Here is a 17704-nt window from a genome sequence, read left to right as displayed (position 1 = left end):
TCACAGCGGGATGTTCTTGTGGCGGCCGCGGCGAGCGGGCGCCTGGGCCAGCGCCTGGGTCAGCACGCTGCGGGTGTGGGCGGGATCGATCTTGGCGTCGACGACGCCGATCTCGATGGCGCTGTCCACCCCGCCGGCGATCCGCTCGTGCTCGGCGGCGAGCTCCTCGTGCAGCGCCTCGCGGTCCTCGGGCGCGGCGGCGGCGAGCTTGCGCTTGTGCAGGATGCCGACCGCGGCCTTCGCGCCCATCACTGCGACCTCGGCGTCCGGCCACGCGAACACCTTGGTGGCGTTCAGCGAACGCGAGTTCATCGCGATGTAGGCGCCGCCGTAGATCTTGCGGGTCACCAGCGTCACGCGGGGGACCGAGGACTCGCCGAAGGCGTGCAGCAGCTTGGCGCCACGGCGCACGACCCCGCCCCATTCCTGGTCGACGCCGGGAAGGTAACCGGGCACGTCGACGATGACGACGATCGGGATGCCGAACGCATCGCACAGCCGCACGAAACGTGCTGCCTTCTCCGCACTCTCGGAGTTCAGGCAGCCGCCGAGGCGCAGCGGGTTGTTGGCGAGCACGCCGACCGAACGCCCGGCCAGCCGGCCCAGACCCACCACCATCGAGGGTGCCCACTTGGACTGGAACTCGTCGAAGGGCGACTCGTCGTCCAGCAGTGCGGAGATCAGCGGATGCACGTCGTAGGCGCGACGCGCCGAGTCCGGCAGCAGCGCGCGCAGGTCGGTGTCCCCGGCCTCGGCCTTGCTGCGGTCGAAATGGCCCTGCTGGCAGAACAATCCGACCAGCCGGCGGCCGCGCTCGTAGGCATCGTTCTCGTCGTCGGCCACGATGTGGCAGACACCCGACTTCTTGTGGTGGGTGTCGGGCCCGCCGAGGGAGGCCATGTCGACGTCCTCACCGGTGACACTGCGGACCACGTCGGGTCCGGTGACGAAGACCCGGCCCTCGGGCGCCATGATGACGACGTCGGTCAGCGCGGGACCGTAGGCCGCACCGCCGGCGGCGAATCCGACGACCACCGAGATCTGCGGGATGTACCCGGACGCCCGGATCATCGCCTCGAAGACGAGACCGACGGCATGCAGCGCCTTGACGCCCTCGGCCAGACGGGCACCACCGGAGTGCCAGATGCCGATGATGGGGCTCTGCTCGTCGATGGCGGTGTCGTAGGCGTTGACGATGTGGCGGCAACCCTCGACGCCCATCGCACCGCCCATGACGGTGCCGTCGGTGCAGAACGCGACGGTGCGGACGCCGTTGACGGTGCCCGTGGCGGCCAGCACGCCGGACTTGTCGCGCTCGTGCAGCAGCTCCACGCTGCCGTCGTCGAAGAACGTGCGCAGGCGCAGCAGGGGATCGCGGGGATCGAGCGACTCGTCGACCGTCTCGGGTGCCATCGTCGTCATCTAATTCTCCTGTGTCTCAGTACTTCCCGAAGGCGATCGCTACGTTGTGCCCGCCAAAGCCGAAAGAGTTGTTGATCGCGTACTCGTAATTGCCCCGCCGCGGTTCACCCGAGACCACGTCCAGGTCGATCTCGGGATCGAGGTTGGCCAGGTTCAGCGTCGGGGGCACCACGCCGTCCCGCAGCGCCATCACGGTCAGGATCGCCTCGACCGCACCGACCGCGCCGACGGAGTGCCCCAGCGCCGACTTCGGTGCGTACACCGCGGGCCGGTTGCCGCCGAGTGCGTTGTTGATGGCCTTGCCCTCGGCGACGTCGCCGACCGAGGTGCCCGTGGCGTGGGCGTTGACGTGGTCGATGTCGCCCGGCTCGAGGCCGGCCAGCTGGATGGCCCTGGTGATCGCCTGACCCGCCTGGTCACCGGTCGGGTCGGGCGCCACGATGTGGTACCCATCGGAGGTGACCCCGGCGCCCATCAGTCGCGCGAGGATGTTCGCCCCGCGCGCCTTGGCGTGCTCCTCGGTCTCCAGCACCAGCAACCCGGCGCCTTCGCCGAACACGAAGCCGTTGCGGTCCTTGTCGAACGGCTTGCACGCGCCGGCCGGGTCGTCGTTGGTGGTGGACAAGACGATTCGCATCTGGGCGAAGCCGGCGATCGGCACCGCCTCGATCCTCGTCTCGACGCCACCACAGATCGCGACGTCGGCCTCACCGAGCACGATGTTGCGCCACGCATTGGCGATGGCCTCGCTGCCGGAGGCACACGCCGACACCGGGGTGACGATGCCTGCCTTGGCTCCCCGCTCCAACCCGACCGCCGCGGCGGGTGAATTGGGCATGTACATCTGCACGGCGAGCGGTGAGACGGCTTCCAGGCCCTTCTCCCGCATGCCGTCATAGGCATATAGCAGCTCCTCGCTGCTGCCCATGCCGGTGCCGATCGACACCATCAACCGCCGGCCGTCCACCTCGGGAGAGCCGGCGTGTTCCCAGGCCCGCCTGCCGACGACGGTCGCCATCTTCTGCAGATAGGACAGTCGCCGAAGTTCGTCCTGGGTGAGCTCGCCGTCGAAGTCCTCGAGCAGGTGCCCGCCAATGCGCACGGGCAGGTCGTACAGCTCGATGAACGGATCGTCGAGCGTGCGGATGCCGCTCTCACCGTCGAGCAGACGCTTCCAGGTTCCCTCGGCGTCGGTCGCCAACGCGGTCGTCATGGCAAAACCCGTGACGACCACGTTGGGGAGACCGTTCCCCGTTGAAGGCCTAGTAGAACCCGTCAACGCTGCATTCCTGCCTGCTCAGTAGCGCCCGAAGGCTAGGGCGACATTGTGTCCACCGAAACCGAACGAGTTGTTGATGGCGTACTGGTACTCGCCGTATCGAGGCTCACCCGCAACGACATCGAGATCGATCTCGGGGTCGGGCGTCTCGTAGTTGAGCGTCGGCGGGATGACGCCGTCGCGCAGCGACAGCACCGTCAGGATGGACTCGAGGGCGCCGACGGCACCGATCGAGTGGCCCAGTGCCGACTTCGGCGCGTACACCGCGGCGTGTTCCACACCGGCGGACCGGATGGCGTTGGCCTCGGCGACGTCGCCGATCGAGGTGGACGTGGCGTGTGCGTTGATGTGATTGATGTCCTTGGGGGACAACCCCGCGGTCTCGATCGCACGCTTCATCGCATGGCCGGCCCGAAGACCGTCCGGTGCAGGTGCCACCATGTGGAAGGCATCCGACGAGATGCCTGCGCCCATGAGCCGGGCCAATGGCTTGGCGCCACGGGCCTTGGCGTGTTCTTCCGTCTCGATGATCATCATCGCGCCGGCTTCACCGAAGACGAAGCCGTCACGGTTCTTGTCGAACGGCCGTGAGGCAGCTTCTGGATCGTCGTTGCGGGTGGACATCGCCCGCATCATCGAGAACCCGGCGATGGGCAGTGCCTCGATGACACCCTCGACACCGCCGCAGACGGCGAAGTCGGCGTCACCCATGACGATCTGCCGCCACGCGTGGGCGATGGCCTCCGAACCGGACGAACACGCCGAGACCGGGGTGATGACCCCGGCGCGAGCGCCCAGCTCGAGCCCGACGACGGCGGCCGCACCATTGGGCATGACCATCTGAACGGCGAGCGGGGACACCTTGCGGGGCCCGCCCTCGTTCATCGCGTCGTACATCTCGACGATCTTCTCGCCGCCGCCCAGACCGGTCCCGATCACGACCGAGAAACGGTCTGGGTCGACCTCGGGCTTGCCCGCGTTCTCCCACAACTGGTTACCGACGTACTTCGCCATCCGCTGGACATACGACATCCGTCGCATCTCCAGCCGGGACATCAGGGGATCGAGCGGCTCCTTGAGGTGGCCGCCGATCTTGACTGCCAGATCCCACTTGCCGACGAAGTCGTCTTCGAGGACGCGGATACCGCTCTCTCCTGCCAGCAGTCCCTTCCACGTGCTCTCGATATCCGGTGCAATCGACGTGGTCGCCGTGACGGCGGTCACGACGACGCTGGGGAAACCGCCGTTAGCAGTGGAAGGGCGCGTCACGAGGTGAACTTGTCGCGCAGCGCTGCGGCAGCTTCGGGGTTCTCTTCCTCGAGCTTCTGGATGTAGGCGACGACGTCACCGACGGTGCGCAGGCCCGCGAGGTCCTCGTCGGGGATCTTCACGCCGTACTTGTCCTCGGTCTGGACCGCGATCTCGACCATGGAGAGCGAGTCGATGTCCAGGTCGTCGACGAAGGACTTCTCGGGGGTGACCTCGGACGGCTCGATGCCGGTGACCTCTTCGATGATCTCGGCGAGGCCGGCGATGATTTCTTCCTGCGTGGCAGCCACGTTGGCTCCTTCTATTTCTTGGTGTTTCTTCGGGCACCGGTGCCCCCTGTTGGAACACCGGCATGGAGTTGTTCTGGCTTTAGAGCTCGGCGAGCCCGTCCAGGTCCGCGGGGGTCTTGACGGCGTACGTCGGTACTCCCCGAAGTTCTCGTTTGGCGATGCCCACCAGCGTGCCCGCGGGCGGGAACTCGACGATGGCGGTGACCTGACGGTCGCCCATGGTCCTCGAGCAGAGGTCCCACCGCACCGGTCGGGTCAGCTGCGCCACCAGCTTGGTCATCGCGTCGGCGGCCGAGGCGACGGGCTGGCCGTCGGCGTTGGACAGCAGGCTGGTGATCGGTTCGGCCACCGTGACGGCGTTCGCGGCGGCGGAGTACGCCTCCAGCGCCGAGGACATGAAGTGCGTGTGGAAGGCGCCGGCGGTGGCGAGCTTGCGCACGCGCGCCTTCTCCGGCGGATCCTCGACCAGCTTGTCCAGCGCGGACACGGCGCCGGCGGCGACGATCTGTCCGGCGGCGTTGCGGTTGGCCGGCACCAGGTCAAGGGCCTCGAGGCGGGCCAGCACCTCGGCTTCGTCGCCACCCAGCACGGCGGCCATGCCGGTGGGCTCGACGGCACAGGCCTTGGCCATCTCCGAGCCGCGGGTGGCGGCCAGCGCGACGGCGTCGTCGGCAGACAGCACGCCGGCGATGGCGTATGCGGCGATCTCGCCGACGGAGTGGCCGGCCACGACGGTGTCCGCCTCGGCGAACAGGCCGCGGTTGGTCAGTTCACGGTGGGCCAGCAGGGTGGTGGCCACGACCAGGGGTTGGGTAACCGCAGTGTCGGTGATCTCGTCGGCGGTCGCGGTGGTGCCCAGGCGGGCCAGGTCCAGTCCGATGGCTTCGGACCACGCGGCGACGCGCTCATCGGCACCGGGCAGTTCGAGCCACGGGGAGAGCATGCCGGGAGTCTGCGATCCCTGTCCGGGAGCAAGCAGCGCAAGCACGGGTGTTTGGGGCACGAATTAAGAGAACACTGTGAAACCGGTTTTGCGTGGTGTAAGAGATTATGAACCTGGTCTTATGTTTTTGTGAAGAACCTACAAAAGCGCATGTGATGGGACTGCAATGAGACCTCGCCGCAACCTGTTACATCACGTGACGTCCGTCAGGACCGGTGGCGACGCCCGTCGCTAGCTGTGCCGTCGTGGCGTTCGTCGTGATCACGTGAGAGGTCTGGCGGGCCAGTCTGCCGACCGTCGATGCCACCCGCAGGACGTAGGCGTCGCGCGGCAGGGTGGGATCGCGGCCGGTGAAGTCGGCGATGCGTTTGAGCCGGTAGCGGACCGTGTTTGGATGAACGAACAATTTGCGTGCGCAAGCCTCGATGGCCCCCCCGGAGTCGAGGTACGCGTCGAGCGTCTCGGTCAGCGCGGGACCGGCATCGGCCAGCGGACGCATGACGTCGGAGTCGAGCGCGGCGATCGCCGATGGGTCCCCGAGTAGCGCCCGCTCCGGCAGCAGTTCCCGGGCCGACACCGGTCGCGGCGCGCCGCTCCAGCCCGCGACCGCGTTCATGCCCGCGATGGCCTCGCCGGCGCTGTAGTGCGCGGCCACCAGCGACGAGGCGAAGGGGCCGATGACCACCGGTTCGTCGGAGAAGGCCTGCAACAGCTCGGCGAGGATCCGGTCGGTGGGGGACAGGTGGCCCGAGACGATGACGACCAGCCACGTGCCGTGGACGTCGGAGAGCGCCGCGCGGCCGTTGCGGTTGACGATCTCGTGGACGTCCTCGCTGGCGAACTCGACGCGATCGGGTCTTGGGAAGCCGACGAGCACCGTCGCCGGCGCCGTCGCATCCCAGTTCAGCGCCGCGGCCTGGGATTGCAGCTGAGGACCGATGTCGCCGCGGACCACGGCGTCGACCACGTTGGCCTCCATCCGGGTGTCCCACGCACCGCGCGCCTCGGCGGCGTCGGCGTATCCCGAAGCCGCCGCGAACGCGAGGTTGCGGCTGTACCGCAGGATGCCGACGGTCAGCGCGGTCCGCTGGCCGTCGTTGCGGGCCAGCATCGGCACCGCCTCTTCGAAGTGCTCCATGGTGACCCGCACCATGTCGACGGTCTGGGCTAGCGCGATCCGCCGCGTCAGTTCCTGCGGTACCAGCGCGAACGCCTCGGCGGTGTAGCCGACGTCTCCGCGTGGATTGCGCATCCACTCCGCGAAGTTCACCAGCGCCGTCTGCACGACGAGCTGGACGCTCGCGCGCTGGGAGGCCTCGAGGTCGGCGAAGAAGGGCAGACGCTCACCCATCACGTGCACGGCCTCGGTGGCCAGCCGCCCCGAGTACTGCTTGATACGGCGCAGCAGTGACTCGGGGACGGCGTCCAGCAAGACGAGCGCCGAGGAGGCCTCCGCCGACGACTGGTTGTCGGTCACTCCTAAAAGGTACCCCTCATTTCTGGGGGAAACCTCCAATTGGAGCCGTCAGGCGCCCGGCCCGGGGTCCGACGTCTGCACGGGGGCGGCCATCACGTCGTCGATCCGGTACTCCTTGGCCGCGGCGATCGCGACGGACGGGTCGATCTCCCCGTCGCGGGCCAGCGCTTCGAGCACGGCCACGACGATGGACTCGGCGTCGGTGTTGAAGTACCGCCGCGCGGCGGGTCGGGTGTCGGAGAATCCGAAGCCGTCGGTGCCCAGGGTGACGTAGGAGTTGGGCACCCACGGCCGGATCTGCTCGGGCACCGCGCGCATCCAGTCCGAGACCGCGACGACAGGGCCGGCGGTGGCCTCGAGCGCCTTGGTCACGTACGGGGTCACCGCGGGCTTGTCCGGGTGCCGCAGCGCCTCCTTGTCGGCGGCCATGCCGTCGCGGTTGAGCTCGCCCCAGCTGGTCACCGACCACACGTCGGCGGCGACGTCCCAGTCGGCGGCCAGCAGATCGGCTGCCCGGAGTGCCTCGGGCATCGCCACGCCCGAGGTCAGGATCTGCGCGACGTTGGTGCGCTTGTCCTTGGCTACGCGGTAGCGGTACATCCCGCGCAGCAGGCCCTCGGGGTCGAAGTTCTCCGGCTCCGGCGGCTGGGGGTAGGGCTCGTTGTAGATGGTGATGTAGAAGAAGAGGTTCTCGGCGTCCTCGCCATACATCCGGGCCAGGCCGCTCTCCACGATGTAGGCGATCTCGTAGGCGAACGCCGGGTCGTAGGCGACCACCGCGGGGTTGGTGGCGGCCAGCAGCATGGAGTGTCCGTCGGCGTGCTGCAGGCCCTCGCCGGTCAGCGTCGTACGCCCGGCGGTGGCGCCAAGTACGAAGCCGCGGGCCATCTGATCCGTCGCCGCCCACAGGCCGTCGCCCGTGCGCTGGAACCCGAACATCGAATAGAAGATGTAGATCGGGATCATCGGCACGTCATGAGTCGAGTACGACGTGCCGACGGCGGTGAACGACGCGGTCGAGCCCGCCTCGTTGATGCCCTCGTGCAGGATCTGGCCGACTTCGCTCTCCTTGTAGGCCAGCATCAGCTCGGCGTCCACGGAGGTGTACAGCTGGCCGTTGCGGTTGTAGATCTTCAGGCTCGGGAACCAGGAGTCCATGCCGAAGGTGCGGGCCTCGTCCGGGATGATCGGCACGATCCGCTTGCCGATCTCCTTGTCGCGCAACAACTCCTTGAAGGTCCGCACGATGGCCATGGTGGTGGCCACCGGCTGCTTGCCCGAGCCCTTCTTCAGCGACTGGTAGACCTCGCGGCCCGGCAGGGCCAGCGCCTTGGTCTTGTTGCGTCGGGCGGGGACGAAGCCGCCGAGGGTGCGGCGCCGGTCAAGCAGATAGCGAATCTCAGGCGAATCCGGTCCCGGGTGGTAGTACGGCGGGAGGTAGGGGTTCTCCTCGAGCTGGGCGTCGGTGATCGGGATGCGCTGGGCCTCGCGGAAGTCCTTGAGGTCCTGCAGGGCCAGCTTCTTCATCTGGTGGGTCGCGTTGCGGCCCTCGAAGTGCTTGCCCAGCGTGTAGCCCTTGATGGTGTGAGCCAGGATGACCGTCGGCTGACCCTTGTGCTCCATCGCCGCGCGGTAGGCGGCGTACACCTTGCGGTAGTCGTGGCCGCCACGCTTGAGGTTCCAGATCTCGGCGTCAGTCATCGGTTCGACGAGGGCCTTGGTACGCGGGTCGCGGCCGAAGAAGTGGTCGCGGACGTAGGCGCCGTCGTTGGCCTTGTAGGTCTGGAAGTCGCCGTCGGGGGTGGTGTTCATCAGGTTGACCAGGGCGCCGTCCTTGTCGGCATGCAGCAGTGCGTCCCATTCGCGGCCCCACACCACCTTGATGACGTTCCAGCCGGCCCCGCGGAAGAACGACTCCAGCTCCTGGATGATCTTGCCGTTGCCACGCACCGGGCCGTCGAGGCGCTGCAGGTTGCAGTTGATGACGAAGGTGAGGTTGTCCAGGCCCTCCAGGGCTGCGACGTGGGCCAGCCCGCGGCTCTCCGGCTCGTCGGTCTCACCGTCGCCGAGGAACGCCCACACGTGCTGATCGGAGGTGTCCTTGAGGCCGCGGTCGTGCAGATAGTGGTTGAACCGGGCCTGGTAGATGGCGTTCATCGGGCCCAGCCCCATCGACACCGTGGGGAACTCCCAGAAGTCGGGCATCAAGCGTGGGTGCGGGTAGGACGGGATGCCGCCGCCGGGGTGACTGTGCTCCTGGCGGAACCCGTCGAGCTTGTCCGCCGTTAGCCGGCCCTCGAGGAAGGCGCGGGCGTAGATGCCCGGCGAGGCGTGCCCCTGGATGAAGACCTGGTCGCCACCGCCGGGGTGGCTCTTGCCGCGGAAGAAGTGGTTGAACCCGACCTCGTAGAGCGCCGCTGACGATGCGTACGTCGAAATGTGGCCGCCCACACCGACTCCCGGGCGCTGCGCGCGGTGCACCATGATGGCGGCGTTCCACCGGATCCAGGCGCGGTAGCGGCGTTCGACGTCCTCGTCACCGGGAAACCAGGGCTCGAGTTCGGTGGGAATGGTGTTGACGTAGTCGGTCGACGTCAGCGCCGGAATGGCGACGCGTTGTTCGCCAGCACGTTCCAGCAGGCGCAACATCAGGTAACGCGCACGGGCCGGTCCGGACCGCTCCAGCAGGGCGTCGAACGACTCCAGCCACTCGCCGGTCTCCTCCGGATCGATGTCTGGCAAGTAGGACGCAACGCCTTCGCGGATGACTCGCACCCGGTCGTGTTCGCCTGCGGCGCCAGAGTTTTGGGCCAGGTCCTGGCGCGCGAACTCGGTGGTCAACTTCCGCTCCTCAGTTGTGGTGATCCGGGGCTCGTGACCCCGTCAAACGTGACGTCCATCGTGGTATTCGGCGTCGCGTCCATCGTGCCCCCATCGTGCCGTAGATCGGCGGCCGGGGTTGGGATAGGGGAGATGAACCGGCGATGAATCCGGCCAGACGGTACGGTCTGAAGACTGTGACCACTTGGGGGCGAGCAGGGGGGCTTCGCGTCGCGGGCCGCGCCGCCGGCAGTCTCGCCGGCCTGGCGATGGTCGTCGTGGGCTGCACCTCGGTCACCAAGGGCACGGCCACCTTCGATGCCGCCGAGGCGCCCGATTACCGGGCGTCGGTGTCGTCGTCGGCCGCGGTGGCATCCTCCCAGCGGCAGGCCGCGATGACCAAGGCCGCGGTGCACACCTCCTGCGACGCCTTCGGCTCGAGCAGTGCGGCGTCGGTGAGCGCGGTCAACGACTACGTGCAGGCCTACAACGACGACGCGCCCGACGCGGCGAGCAAGGTCGGGCCCGCGGTCGACGCCCTCAACGGCAGCGCCGACCAGGTGGCGGGCAGCCTGTCGCCGCAGCTGTCACCCGCGCTGACCGATGCCCTCAACGGCTGGGTCGATGCCGCCCACCAGCTGGCGACCACGCTGGGGGGCAACCCGGGACCCGACGAGTTCAACGACAAGATCCAGCGCCTCAACGACGCCAAGACGGCGGCGGGGACGGCCTGCGAGGCGGCATATTGATGGTTCGGAGCGCCGGGCGAGGGGTAAATGCCCAAGCCATGCGACGATAGGGCAAAGCTGACACGCTGGCTGAAGGAGGCAACGGTGGTTGCGGCGGACTCGCCGAACTACGCCCGCAAGCTGGGCATCGAGAAGAATCAGCTCGTCCAGGAGCTGGGCTGGGACGAGGACACCGACGACGAGATCCGGTTCGACATCGAGGACGCATGCGGTGCCGAGCTTCTGGACGAAGACGCCGACGAGGTCGTCGACGTGGTGCTGCTGTGGTGGCGCGACGACGACGGAGACCTGGTCGACAGGCTGATGGACGCCATCACTCCGCTGGCGGAGGACGGCGTGGTTTGGGTGGTGACACCCAAGACGGGTCATCCCGGGCACGTGCGCCCGGCCGACATCGCCGAATCGGCGCCGACGGCGGGTCTGATGCAGACGTCGTCGGCCAACCTCGGCGACTGGATCGCGAGCAGGCTGGTCCAGCCGAAGTCAGGGCCTGCGGGGCGGCGCTGACGAGCGTGCTCGACGTTGGTGCCGAGGCACCGGACTTCACGCTGAAGGACCAGGACGGACGTCCGGTCACACTGCGCGGGTTCCGCGACGCCAAGGACGTTCTCCTGGTGTTCTTCCCGCTGGCCTTCACCGGCATCTGTCAGCGCGAGCTGGACGGGATCCGCGACCACCTCGGCGACTTCGTCGACGACGAGACCCAGACGCTGGCCATCTCGGTGGGTCCGCCACCGACGCACAAGGTCTGGGCCAAGCAGAGCGAGTTCACCTTCCCGGTGCTATCGGACTTCTGGCCCCATGGCGAGGTGACCCGGGCCTACGGCGTCTTCAACGCCGACGCCGGCTTCCCCAATCGCGGCACGTTCGCGATCGACCGCGGCGGAATCATCCGCTTCGCGGAGATGAAGGGCCCGGGGGAAGTCCGCGACCGGGCGGTGTGGACCGCCGCGCTGGCCGCGCTGCGGAAGCGCTGACGGGATTTCCCGTCGCACCCCGTGTCCGTGTAGCCTGCCCGAGCACGGGCGTGTAGCTCAGTGGTAGAGCTCTGGTTTTACACACCAGCGGTCGTGGGTTCGATCCCCTCCGCGCCCACCAAGATTTTTGCAGGTCAGTGCCATACTCGGAAGCTATCGCGCACCGATCGGGCGACCGTTGGCGGTTCAGTGTCCCGAGAGTGTCCCGAGCGCCAATCGCGCTGCATATGCGGCCGCCCAAAGTTGTCGGACCCGGCAGATAGCCTCCACGACATGGATTGGATTGATCCCAATGGTTGGCCGCGCAATCGGTATACAGGCGTGGGCGGTGGTCTGTACACGGGTGTCGGGGGCGGTCTGTACACCGGCGTTGGCGGTGGTGCTTACACGGGTGTTGGTGGCGGTGCCTACACCGGGGTTGGCGGTGGCGCGTACACCGGCGTCGGTGGCGGTCTGTATACCGGCGTTGGCGGCGGTTGCTACACGGGTGTTGGTGGCGGTTTGTATACCGGCGTTGGCGGCGGTCTATACAGCGGGCCGGGGGGCGGGCTATTCAGTGGACCAGGCGGCGGTACCTATTCTGGCGTCGAGTCACGGCCACCCCTGCGGAACTGGCCGCCGATCCCGGTGTTGCTTCGATACTTGAATCAGATCGGATATCGGCGTGAAGCTGCGTTGATTCGTGAGGCTTACGGCATGTGAGCCGGGGGTGTTCGGCTGGGATTTGCCCTGTTTGATAACAGCAAAACCCGGCGTCTGAACAGCCCAACTGCCTGTTTATAGCTCACCCTGAGTCCGCCAGATAGAAATTGTGCGAGCACCAAAGTTTGTTTGAATGTGCAGGGCCCTGTGAAATTGGTCATTGACACAGGTCAGAGCGTGCCGGACCCTAGTATGACCCGCAAGGAACCGAGGAGGCGGCTGTGTCGATCCGTACGCATGTCCGTCACAGACAGGCACCGGTCCCCAACGGCTGTCGATGGTGTGGCCGCGAGGCGCGGTCGCATGGCCTTGAGTGGGCAGCCTCGGTCCGATACCACAACTGGAGCGCGCCGACTAACGCTCAACGTCGCGCCCGAATGATTGCCCGACGCGTTCGCTAATACTCGGCGCGCGCAATCAACTCGTCAAACAATCCCCGTAGCTTTTCGGGAACCTCGTCGGGGGTGCGAAGTCCGACGGCGAGAGTGGTCATAATTTCGGGTTTGCCGCTTATTTCGACAGTGCTATTTTCGCGGATCATTCGCTCTACCTGCGAACTGAATTTGCCTTCCCGGTGAGGAGTGAAGTGTGATGGTTCCCACGGATGACCATCCGTTCTGGGCCATGCGCCATTCGCGCAGGATGCCCACTGCTCGTCGGTGAAAGTGTCTTCGAACTCGCGAAGGCCTACGGTCAGCACGTGGGTGTTGAGGCTGAGTCCGTTAGCCGCCAAACGCGGTTCCGAGAATATCTTGAGATCCCGTGAGTCCTCATCGACAACGATCAAGACATCTCTTCCGTGTGTGTGCAAATACTTCGCGAAACGAAGGGCACCGTCGTTGTTGTCGCACGGCCATATGGCGATTCCGCACGCCTGTAGATGCCGACCGGTTGCGAGCTTGAAAAGCACGGGGAGCGCTCTGCTCTCGGTTGGCCCCTCGACGCCCACAAACAAACGCTCATGCAACAGGACGGTGTTTCGGAGACCGAGTGAAGCAGCAATTGCTCCCAGATGGACACCGACTTCGGAGTCATCGGTGATTTGATCGGCGGTCGTTCGGCTGTCCACGTGCCGCAGGTGCACGACGTTGGAGATATCAACTCCATCAATGAGATTCATCGAGTGAGTTGCGACAACCGTGCGGACATTCGGAAGCCTTGCCTGCTCATCGAGCAGCTTCATAAAGCCGCGTTGGTTTCGGTAATCGAGATGAGTATCGGGCTCATCGTAGAGAAGCACGGTGTCCTCGCCCGATCCGCTAAGAAGATCGGCATTGAACTCCCACACGGCCAGGGCGATTCGGCGCGACCTCCCCGTTCCAGACTGACCGAGGTGCACTTGTTCGCCACGTTCGTTGACTGCGCTCACTTCGAGCGATTTGAGTCCGCTGTCGAGTCGCACGACAGGGTGAATGTGAATTTCGCCTATGTCCCCACATTTCTGTTTGATGTGCTCGCGCAATGCTTCGGCATCCGACACCACTCGATCTTGAAGCTCGACAGTCAAATTGTTCAGATCGCCCTTGATCGTTTCGTCCTCGGTATGAGCAGCGTAGGACGTTTTGAGGGTGGCGAGAATTGCTTCCTCGGGGTTCTGTGTCGACGTCGCATCGAAGCGTTGAACTCGCGGCAATGCCCTTTTCAATTCGGTGCTTGCTGGCATCCACATGTCGGACTTCTCGGCGTCGATCACCAACTCTTCAAGCCGCGCCACCAACTCTGGTTTGTTACCGGTCTGGGGCAGGCCGAGGCTGCTTAGCCTGAACTTCAAGGCTTTTATGTCCTGTGCGCCAATATCCCGCAGTGCATCGTTAACCGGGACGGCCGCGAGAACTTCGAGGGCTGTGCCGCTTTCTCGGTAGACGCGGCGTATCCGGACCGGTGAAAGCAGTGACAGCTGCTCTCGCTCGTCGGGGCGAAGCTGGAATGTGCCTTCAACCACCGTCTCGGTTACACGCGTCGGGGAGCCGTCTGGACCCGGCGCACCGTAGGTGCGATCACGGTCCGTGAGCTTTAACCCATCGAGTAGGAAAGCGACGGCGTCGATGACCGCACTCTTCCCCGAATCATTGTGTCCCGCCAAGATAGTAGGTGATCCAATACTGATGTTGAGATTCTCTTGAATCGAACGGAATCCGTGAATGGCAACTGAGTCCAGAAGCACGCAATTTCCCCCATCTCCACGTCGCGACCTTGGGCGAAGGCTCATTGTGCCTGAGCAGTCGGCGCGCCTCGCGATGCAGCGCCAGGTGAGTCTGGAAGGGCGCGCTGCGCTATTGCGGCCGGGAGCGACCGGGCGCGTGGGACGACGGCCTGGGACGGGGTGGTGTGGTCGTCGCTGTTGCTTGCCCGCGTCGGTGGCAAGAATTCGAAATCGCGGACGGTCGGGTTGCGTCCAGCAGAGTGGTGTACGAGTCGGACCTGATCAGTGGTACCGGCGTGTCGTAGCCGAGTGATTGAAGGTCATCGCGTGATTCTTCGAGGGACCGTCCAAAGTCACTCGAGCAAAGAAGGAACACACGCGATGACCGCTGCCCACAATATCGACCTGCCCACCGTGCTGGCCGAACGACTCACCACCACCCACCCCGACGTGCTGCGCGAGCTGCTGGCCACGTTCATCCACACCCTGATGGGCGCGGAGGCCCACGCCCTGCGGCGCCGGTTACGGCGAGCGCTCGACGCAGCGGACCAACTCCCGCAACGGCTACCGTCACCGCGAATTCGACACCCGCGCAGGCACACTGGATCTCGCGATCCCGAAGCTGCGGCACGGCTCCTACTTCCCGGACTGGCTGCTGGAACGCCGCAAACGCGCCGAACGCGCACTGACCACGGTGGTCGCGACCTGCTACCTGCTGGGCGTCTCCACGCGGCGGATGGGAAAGCTCGTCGAAACCCTCGGCATCACCAGCCTGTCGAAGTCTCAGGTCTCGGTGATGGCCAAGGAACTCGACACCGCCGTCGAGGCCTTCCGCACCCGACCCCTGGACGCCGGGCCGTACACGTTCGTCGCGGCCGACGCCCTGGTCCTCAAAGTCCGCGAGGGCGGGCGGGTGGTCAACGTCCACGCCCTGATCGCGGTCGGGGTCAACAAAGAGGGCTACCGCGAGATCCTGGGCATCGACGTCACCACCGCCGAGGACGGCGCCGGCTGGGTGACGTTCTGGCGGTCGCTGACCGCCCGCGGCCTGTCCGGGGTCAAACTGGTCACCAGCGACGCCCACGCCGGCCTGGTGGCCGCGATCGGCGCCACCCTGCCCGGCGCGGCGTGGCAGCGCTGCAGAACCCATTACACGACCAACTTGATGGCGCTGACCCCGAAGTCGTCGTGGCCGTGGGTACGCACGCTGCTGCATTCGGTGTTTGATCAATCCGATACGGAATCCGTTGCTGCACAATATGACCGGATCATCGACGCACTGGCCGACAAGCTGCCGAAGGTGGCCGCCCATCTCGAGGCCGCCCGACCCGACTTGCTGGCGTTCACCGCGTTCCCCAAACAGATCTGGCACCAGATCTGGTCCAACAACCCCAGGAGCGGCTTAACAAGGAGATACGGCGACGCACCGACGTGGTGGGCATCTTCCCCGACCGCGACGCCCTGATCCGTCTCGTCGGAGCCGTTCTGGCCGAGCAACACGACGAATGGGCCGAATCCCGCCGCTACCTCGGGCTCGACGTCCTGAGCAAATCACGCACCATCAACGACACCCCGACCGAACAGGAGGCCACCCCGCGGCACTGACCGCCTGAACCATCACATCGAAGAATCACACGACGACGTCGTACACCACGTCCCTGGACTTGACCCCGAGATCGTCAGGTCGCCGAAGAACGCGACATCGCGGGCCGCAGCACGGGCTACCGGGCCCTCACAGCCCTGACCGAGATCGGTAACAAGCTGGTAAAGGTGTCTGGCACACAGAGACTCGCAGCGCGTCATCTGACTGACGGCGTTCCGGACACCAGAGTGCCGTCACTGCCGTCGGTTCACGGAACTACACCGGGGCGGTGGACACCATCATCACGAACCTGTCGGCGCGCAAAGCCGAGGGGCGAATCACCGACGGCATGGCCAGAGACAGACGCGCACAAGCTGGTGGGCGGTCACGTCGTGCCATTCGCCGAGGCATGGGCGCGGTGGACCGCTGCCGGGCGATCAACCGACCCCATCTTGGTGGACGAGCTGACGGATACGGCGACGCCCTGAGCGTCGTCGGGGGAGTCCGGAAAGCCTTGCTGACCTGGGTTTTCCCACCGCTTCCTTACGCCTGAAGGAGTAGTGAGACACACGGTGGGACAGGCTAGAGAAACCCCAGGTCAGGCGGGTTTCGGGCCGGTGGGGCGGCGGTGAGGCACCGTTCGTCTCACGCATCCCACTCCGTCCCCCCAACGCCGGCGCAAAAAGTACCAAGCCTGGAAGAACCAGACGAAAGAGCAGCACCGCAACAGGTACCAGACCCAAGACCAACACATCAGTACAAGTCGAGGCCGCAGCGGCTTTCGAGTTGAGCTCTGACTTTGAGTAACGACTGCGTTTTGCAGGGAATTCAACGGCCGCACTACGACAGAGTGAAAAATCCCGCTTTCGGCGGGGGACGTATTACTTTCGGCGGGGGACGTATTAACGGTACCGCTAGATTCGAGTCCGCTAGATTCAACGAATGCCGGACCAGCGTTACGATGCCACTCGCCAAACCATAGGGACTTTGCTCAGTACCACCAGTCCGCGTATGGCGGTTCCCGAGTGGCAGAGGTCGTACTCATGGGGGCTGGAGGAAATAGAGGCTTTCTGGCTGGACCTGCTGCAATTCGATGCGGCCTACCCCGACAAGAACATCGACAACGAAGAGTACTTCTTGGGATCGGCCGTGCTTGTGACCGGTGGTGCCGAGAATCTCGTGCTCGACGGTCAGCAGCGTCTTGCCACAGCAACAATTTTGTTGTCGGCACTTCGCGATGCGCGAAGAACGTACAAGGCGGACGCTGCGACACGTTTGCAGAATAAGTACATCGCTGACCTGGATGACGCCACTGGAAACACCACGCCTGTACTGACTTTGAACCTCTACGACCAAGACTACTTCCGCGCAGAGGTTCAGGATGAGCGCCTCGCGGGCCAGCCGCGCCCGAAGCCGGCCCTGAAATCGCATGGGCTCGTGCGTAACGCGCGCGACTACTTCGCCCAGAAGGTCAGCCAGGAGGAGAACGCTGCCGGAGGCGGCGAGAAGGGCTTCCAACGAAACTTGCGATTGTCCGGCGTCCTCTGCAATCACATGTCGTTAGTCATCGTGCATTCGAGTGACGAGGACAACGCGGCCTCGGTCTTCGAGACACTCAATGACCGCGGGATCGGCCTCTCGACTCCCGATCTCTTGCGTAATCTGCTCCTGCGGCGAGCATCAGGAGCAGACGCGCGAAGCCGCGTCGTGTCGTTCTGGCAGGACATTCTTGGCATCGCAGATGAAGCTTCGATTGATGAATTTCTGCGCCACTTCTGGGTGAGCAAGAGAGGAGATGTCAAGGCACGCAAGCTATACCGAGAAATCAAGGAAACAATTCAGGCCGAGGACATCGATTCTGTTGAGTTCTCTAAAGAGCTGGCCGAGGCGGCTGTCGTCTATCGCGATCTGGCCCGTGGCCGGGACAGCGATAAAGAGCTGCAGCGGTTGCTGGAGTGAAACGCCCTGGAAATCCCGGAGGCTCCTGACCTTGGAAACGAGGATGCAGGTATGCCGAAGGAACAGTCGCCGGGGAAACCCACGGCGCGTCG

At 65.5% G+C, this 17704-nt stretch carries 12 protein-coding genes, 1 tRNA gene and 1 pseudogene; 6 read left to right on the top strand and 8 right to left on the bottom strand.

The features are described 5' to 3' along the window. The 7 genes from SBI80_RS16010 to aceE all read right to left on the bottom strand — a co-directional run bounded on the left by SBI80_RS16010 (position 1) and on the right by aceE (position 9521). Positions 1–1422, bottom strand: a complete 1422-nt coding sequence (locus SBI80_RS16010) for an acyl-CoA carboxylase subunit beta (protein ID WP_318975798.1) — start codon at positions 1420–1422, stop codon at positions 1–3. A 16-nt stretch (positions 1423–1438) separates the two neighbouring features. Next, positions 1439–2701: a 3-oxoacyl-ACP synthase KasB gene (kasB, locus tag SBI80_RS16005; RefSeq protein ID WP_318975797.1), complete on the bottom strand. Its 1263-nt coding sequence runs from the start codon at positions 2699–2701 to the stop codon at positions 1439–1441. An 18-nt stretch (positions 2702–2719) separates the two neighbouring features. Continuing rightward, a complete protein-coding gene (gene kasA, locus SBI80_RS16000) occupies positions 2720–3970 on the bottom strand; it encodes a 3-oxoacyl-ACP synthase KasA (protein ID WP_318975796.1) in 1251 nt (416 codons plus the stop codon). Next, complete coding sequence (acpM, locus tag SBI80_RS15995) at positions 3967–4260, bottom strand: meromycolate extension acyl carrier protein AcpM (RefSeq protein WP_163739594.1); 294 nt, start codon at positions 4258–4260, stop codon at positions 3967–3969. Before acpM ends, kasA begins: the two co-directional genes overlap by 4 nt. A 79-nt stretch (positions 4261–4339) precedes the next feature. Further along, on the bottom strand, positions 4340–5248 hold the full coding sequence (locus tag SBI80_RS15990; protein WP_318976222.1) for an ACP S-malonyltransferase: 909 nt from the start codon (positions 5246–5248) through the stop codon (positions 4340–4342). 142 nt (positions 5249–5390) lie between these two features. Continuing rightward, positions 5391–6680: a PucR family transcriptional regulator gene (locus tag SBI80_RS15985; RefSeq protein ID WP_318975795.1), complete on the bottom strand. Its 1290-nt coding sequence runs from the start codon at positions 6678–6680 to the stop codon at positions 5391–5393. 48 nt (positions 6681–6728) lie between these two features. Beyond that, positions 6729–9521: a pyruvate dehydrogenase (acetyl-transferring), homodimeric type gene (gene aceE, locus SBI80_RS15980; RefSeq protein ID WP_318975794.1), complete on the bottom strand. Its 2793-nt coding sequence runs from the start codon at positions 9519–9521 to the stop codon at positions 6729–6731. A 176-nt stretch (positions 9522–9697) separates the two neighbouring features. Between aceE and SBI80_RS15975 the strand changes: the two genes are divergently transcribed. The 4 genes from SBI80_RS15975 (at position 9698) to SBI80_RS15960 (ending at position 11347) form a co-directional block, all read left to right on the top strand. Beyond that, entirely contained in the window at positions 9698–10249 is a 552-nt protein-coding gene (locus tag SBI80_RS15975; RefSeq protein WP_318975793.1) for an Rv2240c family protein, read from the top strand. A gap of 27 nt (positions 10250–10276) precedes the next feature. Further along, positions 10277–10756 (top strand): DUF3052 domain-containing protein, encoded by a 480-nt coding sequence (locus tag SBI80_RS15970; RefSeq protein WP_413232734.1) that lies wholly within the window; start codon positions 10277–10279, stop codon positions 10754–10756. Positions 10757–10761: 5 nt separating this feature from the next. Further along, entirely contained in the window at positions 10762–11226 is a 465-nt protein-coding gene (locus tag SBI80_RS15965; RefSeq protein WP_318975791.1) for a peroxiredoxin, read from the top strand. Between the two features lie 46 nt (positions 11227–11272). Beyond that, positions 11273–11347, top strand: a tRNA-Val gene (locus SBI80_RS15960). A 978-nt stretch (positions 11348–12325) separates the two neighbouring features. Here SBI80_RS15960 and SBI80_RS15955 read toward each other — a convergent pair. Beyond that, positions 12326–14092 carry an AAA family ATPase gene (locus tag SBI80_RS15955; RefSeq protein ID WP_318975790.1) on the bottom strand — a complete coding sequence of 589 codons (1767 nt, stop codon included), beginning with the start codon at positions 14090–14092 and terminating at the stop codon, positions 12326–12328. A gap of 360 nt (positions 14093–14452) precedes the next feature. On the opposite strand from SBI80_RS15955, the pseudogene SBI80_RS15950 reads away from it, so the two are divergent. Continuing rightward, positions 14453–15676: pseudogene (locus SBI80_RS15950) on the top strand (IS256 family transposase). A 919-nt stretch (positions 15677–16595) separates the two neighbouring features. Beyond that, positions 16596–17612 carry a DUF262 domain-containing protein gene (locus SBI80_RS15945; RefSeq protein WP_318975789.1) on the top strand — a complete coding sequence of 339 codons (1017 nt, stop codon included), beginning with the start codon at positions 16596–16598 and terminating at the stop codon, positions 17610–17612. The last annotated feature ends 92 nt before the right edge of the window (positions 17613–17704 follow it).

It is taken from the genome of Mycolicibacterium sichuanense (genome assembly GCF_033741125.1).
GTDB lineage: Bacteria > Actinomycetota > Actinomycetes > Mycobacteriales > Mycobacteriaceae > Mycobacterium.
Note: the sequence above shows the minus strand (reverse complement) of the source record. Positions and strands in the feature narration are given on the sequence as shown.

Excerpts from the sequence above, each read along its gene's own strand:
- SBI80_RS15945 (WP_318975789.1), top strand. The coding sequence starts at position 16,596 with ATGCCGGACCAGCGTTACGATGCCACTCGCCAAACCATAGGGACTTTG.
- SBI80_RS16010 (WP_318975798.1), bottom strand. The coding sequence starts at position 1,422 with ATGACGACGATGGCACCCGAGACGGTCGACGAGTCGCTCGATCCCCGC.
- SBI80_RS15970 (WP_413232734.1), top strand. The coding sequence starts at position 10,277 with ATGCCCAAGCCATGCGACGATAGGGCAAAGCTGACACGCTGGCTGAAG.